Below are 17,693 nucleotides of genomic sequence, written 5' to 3'. Positions count from 1 at the left end.
TGTAACAGGTCGCGGATTATAACGATGGTTTCCCCGCTGTGCCATCCGAAAAATCCTCAATGCTTATACGAAGAAACGTAGCAGCAAAAAGCTCCGGCGGTAGCGGCAGGCTGACGATGTAGCCTTGCATCTGTTCGCAGCCTTCCGCAGCGAGGAAGGCCTGCTGTGCGGGGTTCTCCACGCCTTCGGCGATGATGGTGAATTGCATGCTGTGGCCCAGGGCGATGATGGCGCGCACGATGGCGGCGTCGTGGGGGTCGTCGGGCAGGCCGCGGACGAAGGATTGGTCGATCTTCAGGTAATCCAGGGGCAGGCGCTTGAGGTAGCTGAGGGAGGAGTAGCCGGTACCGAAGTCATCGATTGCCAGTTGTACGCCGAGGTCTTTGAGTTGGTGCAGCACCTCCAGCGCTTCTTCGGCCTGGCTCATGATGAAGTTTTCGGTGATCTCCAGTTGCAGGCAGCCCGGGTCGAGTCGGTAGTCGCGCAATAGCTGTTCGATGCGCGCCAGCAAGCCGGGGTGACGCAGTTGGGCGCCGGCCAGGTTCACCGACAGTGGGCCGAACTCGTCGAAGGTGCCTTGCCAGGTGTGCAGTTGTCGGCAGGCCTGTTCCAGCACCCAATCACCGATCTGCAGGATCATGCCGTTCTCTTCGGCGAGGGCGATGAAGTGTTCGGGCGGTACGTCGCCAAACGTGGGGTGATGCCAGCGGATCAATGCTTCGGCACCGATCAGTTCCTGGGTGATCAGGCTCCGTTTCGGCTGGTAGTACAGGGTCAGTTCGTTGCGCTCGATGGCGCGGCGCAGTTCATGTTCCAGCGCCACGCGCTCGTTGGCCTGGGCGGTGAGGTCGCGGGTGTAGCTTTCGACCCGGTTGCGCCCCTTGGCCTTGGAGCGATACATCGCGGCGTCGGCATTCTTGACCAGGGTGGCGACGTCGGTGCCGTCCTGCGGGTACAGGCTGGTGCCGATGCTGGCGCTGATAAAGAACTCGTGCTCGCCGGCCTGGAACGGCGGTGTAAAGCAGGCCAACAGCTTATTCGCCAGGTATTCGGCGTCACTCGCGTGTTGCAGGCCTGGGAGCAGGATGATGAATTCGTCGCCGCCCAAGCGTGCCACGGTGTCGATGTCGCGCAGTTGCTCCTTGAGGCGGACGGCGATGTCTTTGAGCAGCAGGTCGCCGATCGGGTGGCCGAGGCTGTCGTTGATGTGTTTGAAGCGGTCCAGGTCAAGAAACAGCACGGCGCCCTGTTTGCCGGTTTCCTGGTGACCGTTGAGGGCGGCCTGCAGTCGGCTTTCGAACAGCGTGCGGTTGGGCAGGCCGGTCAATGGGTCGTGATGCGCCTGGTAGTCGAGACGAGCCTGGGCCAGTTTGAGGCTGGAGATGTCGGCGAACACCGCGACGAAGTGCGTGATCAACTGGTCGCGGTTGCGCACGGCACTGATGGTCAGCCAACTGGGGTACAACTCGCCGTTCTTGCGACGGTTGGAAATCTCGCCTTGCCAATGCCCCTGGGCGGTCAATTGATGCCACATCGCCGCATAAAACGCGCTGTCATGCAGCCCGGAAGCGAGTAGGCGCGGGGTATTGCCGAGGGCTTCGGCCTCGCTGTAGCCGGTGATTTCACTGAAGGCACGGTTGACGGCGCTGATGTTCTGCCGGGTGTCGGTGATCAACACACCTTCGGCTGTGCTCTCGAACACGGTGGCAGCTTGTTGCAGTTTTTCCTGCATCAGTTGGCGTTCGGTGATGTCTCGGGCGATGGTCAGCATGCAGTCGTCATCGCCAATCGGCAGTGGGCGGCTGGATAGCTCGCACAGGCGAATCTGACCATCGCTGCGGCGTATGTGGCAGATGAAGTCGCGCACAAAGCCATCGCGCTGCATCAGTTCGAGCATGTGTTTGCGTTCGTTGAGGTCGACCCAGATGCCCAGGTCCAAGGTGGACTGATCGACGGAGGCGGCGCTGTTGAAACCTGTGATCCGGCTGAAACCATCGTTCACTTCTATCAGCAGGCCATCGCGCTGGCGGCTCAACAGCAAGCCGTCGGGGGAGGCGTGGAAGGCCTTGGCGAATTTCTCCTCGGAGGTTTGCAGCTGTTGCTGGGTTTCCTTGAGTTGGGTGATGTCGCGCACCACCACCACGATGGCCTCTGTAGTGTCGAGTTGAAACGGCTCGGCGGAAATCAGCCCGGTGAAGGCTTGGCCATTGCTGCGCAGAAAGGGCATTTCCAGGTTGCGGATGCTGGTGGTCTGCAACCGCTGCAGCAGATCGGGGCCTGCGCCCTGGATGCCCCAGATGTTCAGCTCGGTAGCGGTTTTACCCACGACCTGTTCGGCTGTCAGCCCGACCTGGTCCTCGAACGCTTTGTTCACCTCCAGCAGGCAGCCGTCGGACAGCCGTGCAATCACCAGGATGTCCGGGCATTGCTGGAACACCGAGGCGAACTTCTGCTCAGACAGTTGCAGGGCCTCTTCGGTGCGCTTTGCCTCACTGATGTCGATCATCAAGCCGCGCAGCACGGGCTCATGGCCGTGCTCGATCAGGCTGACGATGTCACGCACCCACAAGCAACGGTTGTCGGCGGTGATGACCCGGTAATCAACGCTGTGGTCACGGTTGGCGCGGGTTTCGCGTTGGCAGTAGGATTCGGTGCGAATCAGGTCGGCGGGGTGAATGATGTTGCGCCAGAAGCCCGGAATCAGCCAGTGGGCCCGTGGGTAACCCAACAGTTCCTCAGCGTGGGGTGATACATAGCTGTAGGTGAAGTCGGTGACGCTGGCTTCCCAGGCAATCGCGGACAAGCTCTCCACCAGGCCGCGATAGTGGTACTCGCTGCTGCGCAGTTCCTGTTCGAGGGCTACGCGGCGGGAGATTTCCGAACTGAGCCGGCGATTGATCCGGATTACCACGGCCAGTACGGTGCTCAGCAGCAACACGGCGGGCAGGCCGTAAGTCAGCAAGTCGGTCCAGAAGGTGCGATGGTCGGTAAAGCTGCCGACCCAATGTTGCTGGATCGCGTCGGTTTCCTGCGGGCTAAGGTCGGCCAGTACCTTGTCGAGGATGCCCACCAGCATTTTGTTGTCGCGTGGTACGCCCATCGCCAACTGATAGCGGTAAGGCGTTTCGCCGCTGACGTACAAACCGTCGAGCTTGAGTTGGCGCAGGCTCCAGACGCTTGAGGCGAGGTCGCCGACGACCGCATCCACTTCGTCCGTGGCCAAGGCTTGCAGCGTCGAACTCACATTCGGCATGGCCACCAGGTTGAGGTCGGGATGGTGCGTGCGTAGCAGTTCATGGGGCGCGTAGTTTTCCACCACGGCAATCTTCAGCCCGTAGAGATCCTTCAGATTGCGCGGTTTGGCCCCGCCTTCGTGGGCCAGGATGACGATGGGGAAGTCGAGGTACGGGCGAGTGAACGCCATGTAGCCTTGGCGTTCGGGTGTGGACATGATGCCGGGCAGCAGGTCGAGCTGGTTGTTGCGGGCCAGCTCCAGTACCGCGCTCCAGTTCACCGGTTCGATCAGCTTGACCCGTATGCCCAGGCGATCCTGGATCAGGCGCACGTAATCCGCCGCCAAACCTTGGTAGCGACCTTCTTCGTCACGGTACTCAAAGGGTGGCCATGACGCGTCCACCCCCAGGCGTAGCTCCTGATGGTCCGCCAACCAGCCACGCTCATCATCAGTGAGAGTCAACGCGCCAGCCGTTGCGGTCCAGGTCAGCAGCGACAGCAGTAACACAGTCGGCAATCTGGGCATAACGGTCTCGTTATGGCACGGGGAATGTTTCGAGTGTAGACGGGCATTGCGGGGGAGGGGCGTTGCGAGGGATTTTATCTATACAAAACAAAACCCCCGGCCTGGGCCGGGGGTTCTGGTGTCACTCGTCGAGGAAGGAGCGCAGATGCTCGCTTCGCGTCGGGTGGCGCAACTTGCGCAGCGCCTTGGCTTCGATCTGACGGATCCGCTCGCGGGTCACGTCAAACTGCTTACCGACTTCCTCAAGGGTGTGGTCGGTATTCATGTCGATGCCGAAACGCATGCGCAGTACCTTGGCTTCACGGGCAGTGAGGCCGGACAGTACGTCGCGAGTCGCTTCTTTAAGACTCTCAACGGTGGCGACATCGATTGGCGACTGCATGGTCGAGTCTTCGATGAAGTCACCCAAGTGGGAGTCTTCGTCATCACCGATCGGGGTTTCCATGGAGATCGGCTCTTTAGCGATCTTCAATACCTTGCGGATTTTATCCTCAGGCATTTCCATGCGTTCGCCCAGCTCTTCCGGGGTCGGTTCGCGACCCATTTCCTGCAACATTTGCCGGGAAATACGGTTGAGCTTGTTGATCGTCTCGATCATGTGCACCGGAATACGGATGGTGCGGGCCTGGTCGGCAATCGAGCGAGTGATCGCCTGACGGATCCACCAGGTGGCATAAGTCGAGAACTTGTAGCCGCGACGGTATTCGAACTTGTCCACAGCCTTCATCAAGCCGATGTTGCCTTCCTGGATCAGGTCGAGGAATTGCAGGCCACGGTTGGTGTACTTCTTGGCGATGGAGATCACCAGACGCAGGTTGGCTTCAACCATCTCTTTCTTCGCGCGGCGGGCCTTGGCCTCGCCGATCGACATGCGACGGTTGATGTCCTTGATCTCGGCGATCGTCAGACCGGTTTCGGTCTCAAGCGCAGTCAGCTTCTGCTGGCAACGGATGATGTCCGGCTGCAGGCGACCAATGGCTTCAGCGTATTTCGCCTTGCCTTTGGCCAGTGCGTCGGTCCAGCTTTCGTCTACTTCGTTGCCCGGGAACTGGCGCAGGAAGTCGGCACGCGGCATGCGGGCATCACGCACGCACAGTTGCATGATTGCGCGTTCTTGGGCACGCAGACGCTCCAGGGCACTGCGAACACGCTCAACCAGGCCTTCGAATTGCTTCGGCACCAGCTTGATCGGCATGAACAGCTCTGCCAGGGCCACCAGCTCGGCAATTGCCTGCTTGTTGGCGCGACCGTGCTTTTTCAGGGCCTTGCGGGTGATTTCCATTTGATCGGAAACCGCACCGAAACGCTGGGCAGCGATGATCGGGTCCGGACCGCTTTCGACTTCGTCTTCATCGTCGCCGCTGGCTTCAGCGTCGTCGTCTTCGGAGTCGTCGTCCGCTTTCGCAGCCTTGGCATCGACAGGCGGCGGTACTTCGGCGGCAGGCGGCGCAATGCCGTCATCCGGGTCGATATAACCGCTCAGGACGTCGGACAGGCGACCACCTTCGGTGGTGACGCGGGTGTACTCGGAGAGAATGTGGTCAACCGTGCCTGGGAAGTGCGCGATTGCGCCCATCACTTCACGGATACCCTCTTCGATACGCTTGGCGATTTCGATTTCGCCTTCGCGTGTCAGCAGCTCGACGGTCCCCATTTCACGCATATACATGCGCACAGGGTCGGTGGTACGACCGATATCGGTCTCCACAGCAGCCAGCGCGGCGGCCGCTTCTTCTGCGGCAGCCTCGTCGGTATCGGCGTCCGCCAGCATAAGGGAATCCTTATCTGGCGCAGCTTCGAATACGTTGATCCCCATGTCGTTAATCATGCGGATGATGTCTTCCACCTGCTCTGGATCTGAAATATCCTCAGGCAGGTGGTCGTTGACCTCCGCGTAAGTCAGGTAACCCTGCTCACGACCGAGAACGATCAACTCTTTGATACGTGACTGCTGTTGCGCTTTTCCGGACATAACACCCTATCCACTGAAGGTCTTGGCGGGCAAAAAACAAGCCGAGGATTATACCCGAGCTATGACCTCACACGCCAGCTGAGGTCGGGTTTGATGCGGAAACATTCTGTTTTAAGAGGTCGCGCATCTGTTTTGCTATCTGAATTTGCTCTTCAGCCGACAATCCCGGCTGCCTTGCTCTCTTGATGAGTTCATCGAGGGTCTGCGTGTGCTGACCCGCAGATAACCTAGTAATGGTGTCTAAAAACTGTTGTTCAAGGTTGTCGCCGTCAATTAGCCACTCCTTTTCCGCGAGCGCTTTGAGCAAGCGGCCTTGTTCGGTGCCATGCCAGCGAGCCATCAATTGAATTGAGTTTAGCTTAGGATTTTTCTGTACCGCCTCGATCAGGGCGATCAGTACCTGGGCGTAGGTGTTGCTCTCGTTGGCAAAGTGATCGGCGCTCTCGACCTTCTCCGCCAGATGCGGGTGGTGGATGAGCGTGCGCAGGGCAATCAGCGTCGGCGCTTCCACGGCAACCGGGGTGCGCGGGGCGTAGGCCTCATCGCCGTCACCGCGCTTGCCGTTCTTGCTCCAGGGTTTCTTGTCCCATTTCTTGCCGCCGGCACCGGGTTTCTTCGGCGTCCATTCCTGTTGGGGCGCGTAGGCCTCCTGGGGTTGGTGGAAGTCGGAGTAGTCCGGCATGGCGTCGTAATCCATGCCTGGGTCGTAGGCCGGTGGCGCTGCGTCATGCGGTGCGTTATGCACCAGCTGGCTGACGGCTTCGCCACTGAGCCCGGTGATTTCCAGCAGGCGCATGCGCATCAGGGACTTCAGGTTGGCGCCTGGGACCTTATCGATCAACGGTGCCGCGAGGGTAGCCATGTGGGCCTTGCCTTCGAGGGAACGTGGGTCTGCTTCTTCGGTCAGTTGCTGGAAGAAGTAGTCGGCCAACGGCTGCGCATGTTGATTGATGCGCGCGCGAAATGCGTCGGTGCCTTCGGAGCGCACCAGGGTGTCCGGATCTTCGCCTTCGGGCAGGAACAGGAAGCGCGCACGGCGTCCATCCTGCAGGCTCGACAGCGTGGCTTCGAGCGCGCGCCATGCGGCATTGCGGCCAGCCTGGTCGCCGTCGAAGCAGAACAGCACGCTGGGCACCACGCGAAACAGGCGTTTCATGTGTTCTTCGCTGGTGGCGGTGCCCAGGGTGGCGACCGCGTTGCGCAAGCCTTGTTGGGCGAGCGCAATTACGTCCATATAGCCTTCAACCACGATGATCTCGTCGAGGTTGCGGTTGTTCTTGCGCGCCTCGAACAGGCCGTAGAGTTCCTGGCCTTTGTGGAACACCGGGGTTTCCGGGGAGTTCAGGTACTTGGGCTTGTCGTCTCCCAGCACCCGGCCACCAAAGGCGATGATGCGGCCCCGGCTGTCGCGGATCGGGAACATCACGCGGTCGCGGAAGCGGTCATAGCGTTTGCCAGTCTCGGCGTTCTCCACCAGCAGGCCGGCGTCGATCATGGCCTTTTGCTGGAGGGTGTCACTGCTCAGGTGCTTGTACAGGTTGTCCCAGCCGGGCGGGGCGAACCCCAGGCCGAAGTCGCGGGCGATTTCGCCGGTGAGGCCGCGTCCCTTGAGGTAGTCGACGGCGGCCTTGCGCTGCGGATGGCTTTTAAGCGCCTGACGGTAGAAGTCGGCAGCGGCGGTCAGCAGCGGGTACAGCGGCGAATCGGTGGGTTGCCGCGGTTTGTGCGGGCGGCCGCTTTCTTCGCGAGGGATTTCCATGCCGGCGGCTTTTGCCAGTTCCTCGACGGCCTGGGGGAAGTCCAGGTTGTCGTGGTCCATGATGAAGCCGAGGGCATTGCCGCCCGCGCCGCAGCCAAAGCAGTAGTAGAACTGCTTGTCCGGGCTGACGCTGAACGACGGAGTCTTTTCCTTATGGAACGGGCAGCAGGCGGTGTAGTTCTTGCCGGCCTTCTTCATTTGCACGCGCGAGCTGACCACATCGACGATGTCGGTGCGGTTCAGAAGGTCGTCAATAAAGCTCTGGGGAATCAGCCCGGCCATGGCGTTCTCGTCATCACTGCGTGTAAATGAGGGCCCGTGAGGTGTTCAAGCGCGCGTATCGAGTGCTCGAGCATCCAGCGACTGCATGGGGTGTACGGAAGTGTATCTGCCGAATATTCACTGACGTTAGTTTCTGATCAGTCTTCGGTGTGGAAATGTTGCCCCGGCGCCCGGTCTTGGCCGGTGACGGGCCTCGGAAACGCCTCGTTGGGCGCAGTCGACACGGTTGGTCGGCTGTTTACAGAATGAGTGTGCTCGTCAGTAGCCTTGATAGGCTCGTCAGAAGAGACGTGCACCGCTGGCAAAAGAGCCAGTCCTGACGTGTGAAGCAGTTGTCTCGGTCGCATGTGCGGCGTCAACGGTGAAGCATCAAGCGATATCCGCAAATGCCATTAGCCCGGCTGAGGGCCGGGCTTGGCAGAAGCTTGCTACGAACGTCTGTGTATTAGTACAGACGAACGGCGCGGCGCTGTTCGCGCTGAACTTTCTTGGCGTGACGCTTAACAGCGGCTGCTGCTTTACGCTTACGCTCAGAAGTTGGCTTCTCGTAAAATTCGCGGCTACGAACTTCAGCCAGTACACCGGCTTTTTCGCAGGAGCGCTTGAAACGACGCAGAGCTACGTCGAAGGGTTCGTTCTCTTTAACTTTGACGGCTGGCATCCAGAGCTACCTTCTTTCATTACCGGGATCAACGTTCTCGTCGCAAAAAATTCGCGGCTGAGGTCGTCGGTTTTTAAGGGTTGCGGATGTTAACCCCTCATTGCCCGGAATGCAAAGCCTCTGATCGAAAACCGCTAGTCGGGAGGGGGAGTGGCGACTATTATGCGCGCCTTCGAATTCAGCCTCTACAAGGCGCAAACCCATGCTAGTACTGGGACTTGAAACCTCCTGCGACGAAACCGGTGTCGCACTTTACGACAGTGAACGCGGGCTCCTGGCCGATGCGCTGTTCAGCCAGATCGACCTGCACCGTGCCTATGGCGGCGTGGTGCCGGAGCTGGCCAGCCGTGATCACGTCAAGCGCATGCTGCCCCTGATCCGCCAGGTGCTGGACGAGGCCGGCTGCGTGCCGACCGAGATCGACGCTATCGCCTACACGGCCGGCCCCGGATTGGTCGGGGCCCTGCTGGTTGGGGCCTCTTGCGCTCAGGCGCTGGCGTTTGCCTGGGGCATTCCGGCGCTCGGCGTACACCATATGGAAGGCCATTTGTTGGCTCCGATGCTGGAGAAAACCCCGCCACAGTTCCCGTTCGTCGCTTTGTTGGTTTCGGGCGGCCATACGCAGTTGGTTCAGGTGGATGGCATCGGCCAATACACCCTTCTGGGTGAATCCCTGGATGACGCCGCCGGTGAAGCGTTCGACAAGACCGCGAAGATGATGGGCCTCAATTATCCGGGTGGCCCGGAAATCGCACGCCTCGCTGAAAAAGGCGTGGCCGGCCGCTACACCTTCCCGCGTCCGATGTGTGATCGCCCAGGCCTGATGTTCAGCTTCAGCGGCTTGAAAACCTCCGCGCTGAACACTTGGCAGCAGAGCGTCAGCGCCGGGGACGACAGTGAGCAAGCCCGTTGCGACATCGCGCTGGCGTTCCAGCAGGCCGTGGTGGAGACTTTGACCATCAAGTGCAAGCGCGCCCTGAAACAGGCGGGCATGAAGCGCCTGGTGATCGCCGGCGGCGTCAGTGCCAACAAGGCTTTGCGCACTTCGCTGGAAAAAATGCTCAGCGATATGAAGGGCGATGTGTTCTACGCACGTCCGGAGTTCTGCACCGACAACGGCGCGATGATCGCCTACGCCGGTTGCCAGCGCCTGCAGGCCGGGCAGCATGAAAGCTTGGCGATCAGCGTGCAGGCGCGCTGGCCGATGGAGCAGTTGTCGCCGCTGTAACACCGCAACCCGAATTGACGGTATTTAAAAATGCCGTTCGCGCCCGGCAAACAGGTCGCGTAAATTGCCACGGTGGCGCCAGACGATCAGCAGTGTCAGCACGCTCATCGGCAGCAGCGCCGCCGGTTCTTGCCAGGCCAGTAGCGGCAGGGTGAGCGGGGTGGCGATCAGTGCGGCGAGTGAGCTGGTGCGGGTCAGGTAGAACGTCAACAGCCAGGCGAGTACAGCCAGTAACGCTGCCGGTGGGTAGATCCCCAGCAACATGCCGGCCGCCGTGGCGACGCCTTTGCCGCCACGAAAGCGGAAGTACAGGGGAAACAGATGGCCCAGGACCGCGCAGACGCCGATCCAGGCCTGTTGTTGCAGGGGCAGGCCGGCTAGGCTGGCGATCAGCACGGGCAACAAGCCCTTGCACAGGTCGCCCAGTAGCGTCAGTACGGCGAGTTTCTTGCCGGCCAGGCGCAACATATTGGTGGCGCCGGCATTGCCTGAGCCACTCATTCGCGGATCGGGGTTTCCCGTCAGGCGGCTGAGCAAAATGGCGAAGGACAGCGAGCCGAGCAGGTAGGCGAAGATCGCCAGTGACCAAAACATGCTAACTATTCCGGGCGAGGACGCCCTGATTCTAACGGGGCATCGCGCCCTTGTCGTGCTGCGGAGAAGAGTGCTTGGACAGAGTGTTTATCGAAGGCCTGGAAGTCGACACCGTCATCGGGGCCTACGACTGGGAGCGCGGAATCCGCCAATGCCTGCGCCTGGACCTGAGCTTTGCCTGGGACAACCGCCCGGCCGCGGCCGGTGACGACCTGACCCTTGCGCTGGATTACGCCAGCGTGTCCGCGCGCATCCAGGCCTTTGCCGAGCAATCCCAGTACCAACTGGTGGAAACCTTTGCCGAACGCCTCGCGCAAGTGTTGATGAATGAATTCCAGATTCCCTGGCTGCACCTCAAGCTGACCAAGCCTGGTGCCGTGCCGGCTGCCAAAGGCGTGGGCGTGGAGATCGAGCGCGGATGTCGCTAACTCAGGTTTACCTTGGCCTAGGCAGCAATATCGAGCGCGAGTCTCACCTGTGCGCCGGCTTGGATGCGCTGGCGAGTTTCTTGACCGATATGCGTTGCTCGGCGGTGTTCGAAAGCCAGCCGGTGGGCATCAAGAGTGGGCCGTTCTTCAATCTGGTGGTGTCGGCGTATACCGATCTGCCGTTGATGGAACTGGACCGCCGGTTGAAATTCATCGAGGCCGACAACGGTCGTTATGCGCCGGACCGCAAAGGGCTGCCGTTGGATATCGACGTGTTGTTGTATGGCGATCTGGTGGGCAATTTCGATGGTTTGGTTTTGCCGCGTGCGGAAATCCTGAAAAACGCCTTTGTGTTGTGGCCGCTATCGCTGATGGCGCCGGAACGCGTGCATCCTGAGGTGGGCAAGACGCTGGCCGATTTGTGGCGCGATACGCAGATCGACCAAGTGCTGGCGCCTGTCGCGTTTGAATGGCAGGGCCGACAACTGACGCCGGGCGCTCTCCTGTAGGAGCCGGGCTTGCTCGCGAAAAACCGGAGAGCGCTGCGTTATCGTTGACGGTCTTCGCGAGCAAGCTCGCGCCTAAATGAGTGCGTGTTGTTCCTTGTAGGTTTTTAGTGCCTTGAGCCGTTCGCGCTTGAGCGCCTCACCCAGCTCCGGGCCTTTGAAGCCTTTCTCCAGCAAGGGGGCCACCGCAACCTCGCGAGCTGCTTTTGCCGCTCCGCGCAAATAATCCGCCTGTGGATAACCTCTTTGCTCCAGGCCCTTGCGGCCTCGGGCGTCCATCTCGCAGGCGACCACGAACTCTTCAAAGCGCTGTGGCCGCCGGTACACGTCGAAGCTTTGCAGCAACTCCAGCAATGTCGAGGCCTTCAGCTCCAGAGCGCGATGGCCGTGGGTGTGATATTGGCCCACCAGCAGTGCTAATTCCTGGCAATCCCTCGGCACCTTGAAGCGTTCGTTGACCGCCTTGATCAGCTTCAAGCCCCGGTGTTCGTGGGCGATGTGCTGCGGCAACTTATCCACAGGCGTCGTACCCTTGCCCAGGTCGTGGAGCATGCAGGCCCAGCGCACAGTCAGTGGCTGTTGATGCAAGGCGGCTTGTTCTAGCACGCTGAGGGTGTGCACGCCGGTGTCGATTTCCGGGTGATGGGCTTCGGGTTGTGGCACGCCGAACAGTGCATCGACTTCGGGCATCAAGGTTTTCAGGGCCTGGCAGTCACGCAGCACCTGAATAAACACCTGAGGTTGATCTTCCATCAGCGCCCGGGAGATTTCTTTCCAGCTGCGCTCCGGCGTCAGGGCTTCCAGTTCGCCGGATTCGCTGAGTTGGCGCATCAGCTCCAGTGTTTCCGGCGCGACGGTGAACCCCAGGGGCGCATAACGTGCAGCAAATCGTGCCACTCGCAGTACGCGCAGGGGATCTTCGGCGAACGCCGGGGAAACGTGGCGCAGAATGCGCGCTTGAAGATCGCGTTGGCCGTGATAAGGGTCGATCAAGTTACCGTCATCGTCTTGCGCCATGGCGTTGATGGTCAGGTCGCGACGGATCAGGTCTTCTTCCAGCGTCACTTCGGGGCTCGCGTGAAACACAAAGCCGCCGTAACCCCGGCCACTCTTGCGTTCGGTGCGGGCGAGGGCGTACTCGTCGCCGTTCGTTGGATCGAGGAACACTGGGAAGTCTGCGCCCACCGGCTTATAGCCCTTGGCGAGCATCTCTTCGGCAGTCGCGCCCACCACGACGCGGTCAATATCGGTGACCGGGATGCCCAAGAGGCGATCCCGTACCGCACCGCCGACTTTATAGGTTTTCATGAAAAAGCCTCCGTTAGCGGCACAGGATACCGCCTGTGCCTGACCAATGGAGGCTTTGCTGTTTCAGAGATGAACGACAGCCAGGTCCAGGCGACCGTAGTCGTTGTCGTTGTGATCGCTGCGCGGTGGCACATGGTGGGTCTTCATCACCTGATCGCCTTGCAGGGTTTCCAGGTGAATATCGAAGCCCCACAGCCGATGCAGATGCTTGAGTACTTCCTCGGTGGATTCCCCCAAAGGTTTGCGATCGTGCTGCTGGTGCCGCAGGGTCAGCGAGCGGTCGCCGCGCACGTCGATACTGTAGATCTGCACGTTGGGCTCGCGGTTGCCCAAGTTGTACTGCGCCGCCAGGGTTTCACGGATGGTGCGATAGCCAGGCTCATCGTGGATGGCCGGCACCACCAGGTCATCCTTGAGGTCGTCGTCGAGGATGCTGAACAGCTTGAGGTCGCGGATCACCTGAGGTGACAGGTACTGCAGGATAAAACTCTCGTCCTTGAAGCTGCTCATGGCGAACTTGATGGTGGAGAGCCAGTCGCTGCCGGCGATTTCCGGGAACCAGCGGCGGTCTTCTTCGGTGGGGTGCTCGCACATGCGGCGGATATCGCGGTACATCGCAAAGCCCAGCGCATAAGGGTTGATGCCATTGTAGTAAGGGCTGTCGAAGCCGGGTTGGAAGACCACGCTGGTGTGGGAGGTGAGGAATTCCATCATGAAGCCGTCGGTGACCAGGCCTTCGTCGTACAGGTCATTCATCAGTGTGTAGTGCCAGAACGTGGCCCAGCCTTCGTTCATCACCTGGGTCTGGCGCTGTGGATAAAAATACTGCGCGATCTTGCGCACAATACGCACGATTTCCCGCTGCCAGGGCTCCAGCAACGGCGCGTGTTTTTCCAGGAAGTACAGGATGTTTTCCTGAGGTTCGGCGGGGAAGCGTACATTATCCTTGTCGCTGTTTTTTCCTGTCTTTTTGGGAATGGTGCGCCACAGGTCATTGATCTGCTTCTGCAGGTGTTCTTCGCGCTCCTTCTGGCGCAGGCGTTCTTCCTCGGCGGAAATCGGGTAGGGGCGCTTGTAGCGGTCGACACCGTAGTTCATCAGCGCGTGGCAGGAGTCGAGCAGGTCCTCTACCGCATCGATGCCGTGGCGCTCCTCGCACTGCATGATGTACTGCTTGGCAAACACCAGGTAATCGATGATCGAACTGGCGTCGGTCCAGGTGCGGAACAGGTAGTTGCCCTTGAAGAAGCTGTTATGCCCGTAGCAGGCGTGGGCCACCACCAGTGCCTGCATGCAGATGGTGTTTTCTTCCATCAGGTAGGCGATGCACGGGTCGGAGTTGATCACGATCTCGTAGGCCAGGCCCATCTGGCCGCGGGTGTAGGACTTTTCGGTGCTGAGGAAGTGCTTGCCGTAGGACCAATGGTGATAGCCCAGCGGCATGCCCACCGAGGCGTAGGCATCCATCATCTGTTCGGCGGTAATCACTTCGATCTGGTTGGGGTAGGTGTCCAGGGCATACCCCGCGGCGATACGGCTGATTTCCCGGTCATAGGCCTGGATCAGTTCGAAGGTCCACTCTGACCCCGTGGAGATGGGTTGGCGTTTTTGCTCTTTTTTGGCGGTCATGTCACTAACCTGCGCTGGAAGAGTTCACGGAAGACCGGGTAGATATCGCCGGCCGAGACCAGTTGCTGCTGGGCGAACGTGTCGGCGAAGGCTTCGCCGATGCGCTCGTATTCGAACCACAGCGCCTGATGCTCACGGGGGGTAATTTCGACATACGTGTAGTACTGCACGAACGGCATGATCTGGTTGATCAGGATGTCGCGGCAGATGGGTGAATCGTCGTTCCAGTTGTCACCGTCCGAGGCTTGCGCGGCGTAGATGTTCCACTCATTGGCCGGGTAGCGCTCGGCCATGATCTCCTGCATCAGCTTCAAGGCGCTGGAGACGATGGTGCCGCCGGTTTCCCGTGAGTAAAAGAACTCCTCTTCGTCGACTTCCCGGGCGCTGGTGTGGTGGCGGATGAATACCACGTCGATCTTGTCGTAGTTCCGCTTGAGGAACAGATACAGCAGGATGAAGAAGCGCTTGGCGATGTCCTTGGTGGCCTGGGTCATGGAGCCGGACACGTCCATCAGGCAGAACATCACGGCCTTGGAGCTGGGGTTGGGTTGCTTGACCAGCAGGTTGTATTTCAAGTCAAAGGTATCGAGGAACGGCACGCGGTGAATGCGCGCGCTGAGTTTCTCGATTTCTGCTTCTATTTGCTGGATATCGCCGAAGTTGTCCGGTTCTTCACGCTTCAAGCGCGCCAACTCTTCCTTGGCCTCCTTCAGTTTGGCGCGGCTGCTGCCCGACAGTGCGATACGCCGGGCATGGGCCGAGCGCAGGGTGCGGATGATGTTGATGCGCGAGGGGTTGCCCTCGTTGCTGATACCCGCGCGTACGGTCTTGAAGGTGTCGGTACCGGTCAGGTTGCGCTTGACCAGGTTGGGCAGTTCCAGGTCCTCGAACATGAATTCGAGGAATTCTTCCTGGGTGATCTGGAACACGAACTCGTCCATGCCTTCGCCGGAGTTGCCCGCCTTGCCCGGACCTTTGCCGCCGCCACCCCCTTGGGGACGCTGGATATGCTCGCCGGTGGTGAACTCCTTGTTGCCGGGGTGCACGACGGTCTGTTTACCGCCCCGGCCGTGGTGCAGCACCGGTTCGTCAATGTCCCGTCCGGGAATGCTGATTTGTTCGCCATGCTCCATGTCCGTGATGGAGCGGCGACTGACGGCCTCTTCGACGGCCTTTTTGATGTGATCACGGTAACGCCGCAGGAAACGCTGGCGGTTTACCGTGCTCTTGTTCTTGCCATTGAGGCGTCGGTCGATCACATAGCTCATGGGGAGCCCTCCGGGCAGCTTCACGTTACAAGCTTCAAGCCGCGAGCTGGAAGCTTAGAGACAAGCGGTCGGCTGCCAGGCCAGAAGCCCGGCAGCGCACGCCTGTCGCTGCCTTACTGCGATTTGCGCACCCGCAGGTACCACTCGGACAGCAGCCGTACCTGTTTGTCGGTGTAGCCGCGCTCGACCATTCGTGTGACGAAGTCGTTGTGTTTTTGCTGATCCTCCTTGCTGGCCTTGGCGTTGAAGCTGATGACCGGCAGCAAGTCCTCGGTGTTGGAGAACATTTTCTTCTCGATGACCACCCGCAGCTTCTCGTAGCTGAGCCAGGTCGGGTTCTTGCCATTGTTGTTGGCGCGGGCGCGCAGCACGAAGTTGACAATTTCGTTGCGGAAATCCTTCGGATTGCTGATGCCGGCGGGTTTTTCGATCTTTTCCAGTTCCTCGTTGAGGGCGACGCGGTTGAGGATCTCGCCGGTTTCCGGGTCGCGGTATTCCTGGTCCTGGATCCAGAAGTCGGCGTACAGCACGTAGCGGTCGAAGATGTTCTGGCCGTACTCGCTGTAGGACTCCAGGTACGCAGTCTGGATTTCCTTGCCGATGAACTCGATGTAGCGCGGCGCCAGGTATTCCTTGAGGAAGCGCAGGTAGCGTTCGCGGGTTTCCGCCTGGAATTGCTCCTGTTCGATCTGCTGTTCCAGCACATAGAGCAAGTGCACCGGGTTGGCGGCAATTTCGTGAGGGTCGAAGTTGAAGACCTTGGACAGGATCTTGAACGCAAAGCGCGTCGACAGGCCGTTCATGCCCTCATCCACGCCGGCGGTATCGCGGTATTCCTGGATCGATTTGGCCTTGGGGTCGGTATCCTTGAGGTTTTCGCCGTCGTACACGCGCATCTTCGAGTAAATATTCGAGTTTTCCGGCTCCTTGAGGCGTGACAGCACGGTGAACTGGGCAAGCATCTTCAAGGTGTCGGGTGCGCAATGCGCCTTGGACAGGGAGCTGTTGAACAGCAGCTTGTCGTAGATCTTGATTTCATCGCTGACCCGCAGGCAGTAAGGCACCTTGACGATATAGATCCGGTCGATGAAGGCTTCGTTGTTCTTGTTGTTGCGGAAGGTGTGCCACTCCGATTCGTTGGAGTGGGCCAGCAGGATCCCGGTAAACGGAATCGCACCGAGGCCTTCGGTACTGTTGTAGTTGCCTTCCTGGGTGGCGGTAAGCAGTGGGTGCAGCACCTTGATCGGTGCCTTGAACATCTCCACGAACTCCATCAGGCCCTGGTTGGCCCGGCACAGTGCGCCGGAATAGCTGTAGGCGTCGGCGTCGTTCTGCGGGAATTCCTCGAGTTTGCGGATATCGACCTTACCCACGAGGGCCGAGATGTCCTGGTTGTTCTCATCGCCCGGTTCGGTCTTGGCCACGCCGATCTGGTTGAGGATGGACGGGTAGAGCTTGACCACGCGGAACTGGCTGATGTCACCGCCGAACTCGGCCAGCCGCTTGGTGGCCCAGGGCGACATGATGGTGTTGAGGTAGCGGCGCGGGATGCCGAAGTCTTCTTCGAGGATCGCGCCATCTTCCGTGGCGTTGAACAGGCCCAGGGGCGACTCGAAGACCGGCGAGCCCTTGATGGCGTAGAAGGGCACCTTCTCGATCAGTTGTTTGAGCTTCTCGGCCAGGGACGACTTGCCGCCGCCGACGGGGCCGAGCAGGTAGAGGATCTGTTTCTTCTCTTCCAGGCCTTGGGCGGCATGGCGGAAGTAGGAGACGATCTGGTCGATGCATTCTTCCATCCCATGGAAGTCTTCAAAGGCCGGGTAGCGACGGATCACCTTGTTGGAGAATATTCGCGACAGCCGCGAATTGTTCGAGGTGTCTATCAGTTGCGGCTCGCCTATCGCCAGCAGCAAACGTTCGGCGGCAGACGCATAGGTGCTGCGATCCTGTTTGCACAGCTCGAGATACTCTTGCAGCGTGAGTTCTTCCTGCTGTGTGGATTCGAAGCGGTTTTTGAAGTGGCTAAAAATACTCATGACGTCGTCACCTCGCTCGATACGTGGAGCCGACGCCGGATCAATCAGTCGATGCTGGCAGACATTGGCAGACGCCAATGGCTGTTTTCCCCCCAGAACACCCTGAAACGCTACCGATGACCCGCACGCCGGTGTACCGGCTCTCCCCTGATTCGGATGGCCTGCGCTTAAGGATAGTTCGGAATCGGAGAGGTCAAGGCGCGATGCGCAATTAGTTTGGCTGCGCCGTTCGTCAGAAACGGCGCAAGCCCAAGCGTCACGC

Annotated in this window: 12 protein-coding genes; 3 read left to right on the top strand and 9 right to left on the bottom strand. The window is 59.9% G+C overall.

All coding sequences use genetic code 11. The features are described from left to right. Window positions 1-16: 16 nt before the first annotated feature. The 4 genes from AC3WP7_RS09615 to rpsU form a co-directional block, all read right to left on the bottom strand. Window positions 17-3,760 (bottom strand): EAL domain-containing protein, encoded by a 3,744-nt coding sequence (locus tag AC3WP7_RS09615; protein ID WP_093514170.1) that lies wholly within the window; start codon window positions 3,758-3,760, stop codon window positions 17-19. Between the two features lie 121 nt (window positions 3,761-3,881). Continuing rightward, window positions 3,882-5,732, bottom strand: coding sequence for an RNA polymerase sigma factor RpoD (rpoD, locus tag AC3WP7_RS09610; RefSeq protein WP_071490246.1), 1,851 nt, complete (start codon window positions 5,730-5,732; stop codon window positions 3,882-3,884). A gap of 67 nt (window positions 5,733-5,799) precedes the next feature. Further along, complete coding sequence (gene dnaG / locus AC3WP7_RS09605; protein WP_071490245.1) at window positions 5,800-7,773, bottom strand: DNA primase; 1,974 nt, start codon at window positions 7,771-7,773, stop codon at window positions 5,800-5,802. Between the two features lie 445 nt (window positions 7,774-8,218). Further along, entirely contained in the window at window positions 8,219-8,434 is a 216-nt protein-coding gene (gene rpsU, locus AC3WP7_RS09600; protein ID WP_002551877.1) for a 30S ribosomal protein S21, read from the bottom strand. Window positions 8,435-8,636: 202 nt separating this feature from the next. On the opposite strand from rpsU, the gene tsaD reads away from it, so the two are divergent. Then, window positions 8,637-9,662, top strand: a complete 1,026-nt coding sequence (gene tsaD / locus AC3WP7_RS09595) for a tRNA (adenosine(37)-N6)-threonylcarbamoyltransferase complex transferase subunit TsaD (RefSeq protein WP_092242291.1) — start codon at window positions 8,637-8,639, stop codon at window positions 9,660-9,662. Window positions 9,663-9,686: 24 nt separating this feature from the next. On the opposite strand, the gene plsY is transcribed toward tsaD, so the two are convergent. Next, window positions 9,687-10,256: a glycerol-3-phosphate 1-O-acyltransferase PlsY gene (plsY, locus tag AC3WP7_RS09590; RefSeq protein ID WP_038843023.1), complete on the bottom strand. Its 570-nt coding sequence runs from the start codon at window positions 10,254-10,256 to the stop codon at window positions 9,687-9,689. A 74-nt stretch (window positions 10,257-10,330) separates the two neighbouring features. Here plsY and folB point away from each other — a divergent pair, with 74 nt between their 5' ends. Then, window positions 10,331-10,684 (top strand): dihydroneopterin aldolase, encoded by a 354-nt coding sequence (gene folB / locus AC3WP7_RS09585; protein WP_071490243.1) that lies wholly within the window; start codon window positions 10,331-10,333, stop codon window positions 10,682-10,684. After that, a complete protein-coding gene (gene folK, locus AC3WP7_RS09580) occupies window positions 10,675-11,193 on the top strand; it encodes a 2-amino-4-hydroxy-6-hydroxymethyldihydropteridine diphosphokinase (RefSeq protein WP_071490242.1) in 519 nt (172 codons plus the stop codon). The genes folB and folK overlap by 10 nt, the downstream gene beginning before the upstream one ends. A gap of 72 nt (window positions 11,194-11,265) precedes the next feature. On the opposite strand, the gene AC3WP7_RS09575 is transcribed toward folK, so the two are convergent. The 4 genes from AC3WP7_RS09575 to AC3WP7_RS09560 all read right to left on the bottom strand — a co-directional run bounded on the left by AC3WP7_RS09575 (window position 11,266) and on the right by AC3WP7_RS09560 (window position 17,431). Further along, window positions 11,266-12,498 carry a multifunctional CCA addition/repair protein gene (locus AC3WP7_RS09575; RefSeq protein ID WP_102591854.1) on the bottom strand — a complete coding sequence of 411 codons (1,233 nt, stop codon included), beginning with the start codon at window positions 12,496-12,498 and terminating at the stop codon, window positions 11,266-11,268. A 63-nt stretch (window positions 12,499-12,561) separates the two neighbouring features. Further along, on the bottom strand, window positions 12,562-14,127 hold the full coding sequence (locus tag AC3WP7_RS09570; protein ID WP_092242300.1) for a SpoVR family protein: 1,566 nt from the start codon (window positions 14,125-14,127) through the stop codon (window positions 12,562-12,564). Beyond that, window positions 14,124-15,395: a YeaH/YhbH family protein gene (locus AC3WP7_RS09565; RefSeq protein ID WP_017138057.1), complete on the bottom strand. Its 1,272-nt coding sequence runs from the start codon at window positions 15,393-15,395 to the stop codon at window positions 14,124-14,126. The genes AC3WP7_RS09570 and AC3WP7_RS09565 overlap by 4 nt, the downstream gene beginning before the upstream one ends. A 113-nt stretch (window positions 15,396-15,508) precedes the next feature. Further along, complete coding sequence (locus AC3WP7_RS09560; RefSeq protein WP_071490239.1) at window positions 15,509-17,431, bottom strand: PrkA family serine protein kinase; 1,923 nt, start codon at window positions 17,429-17,431, stop codon at window positions 15,509-15,511. Window positions 17,432-17,693 lie beyond the last annotated feature (262 nt).

The sequence above is a fragment of the Pseudomonas sp. FW305-3-2-15-C-LB1 genome (assembly GCF_058787615.1).
This window is presented reverse-complemented; position numbering and strand designations above follow the sequence as displayed.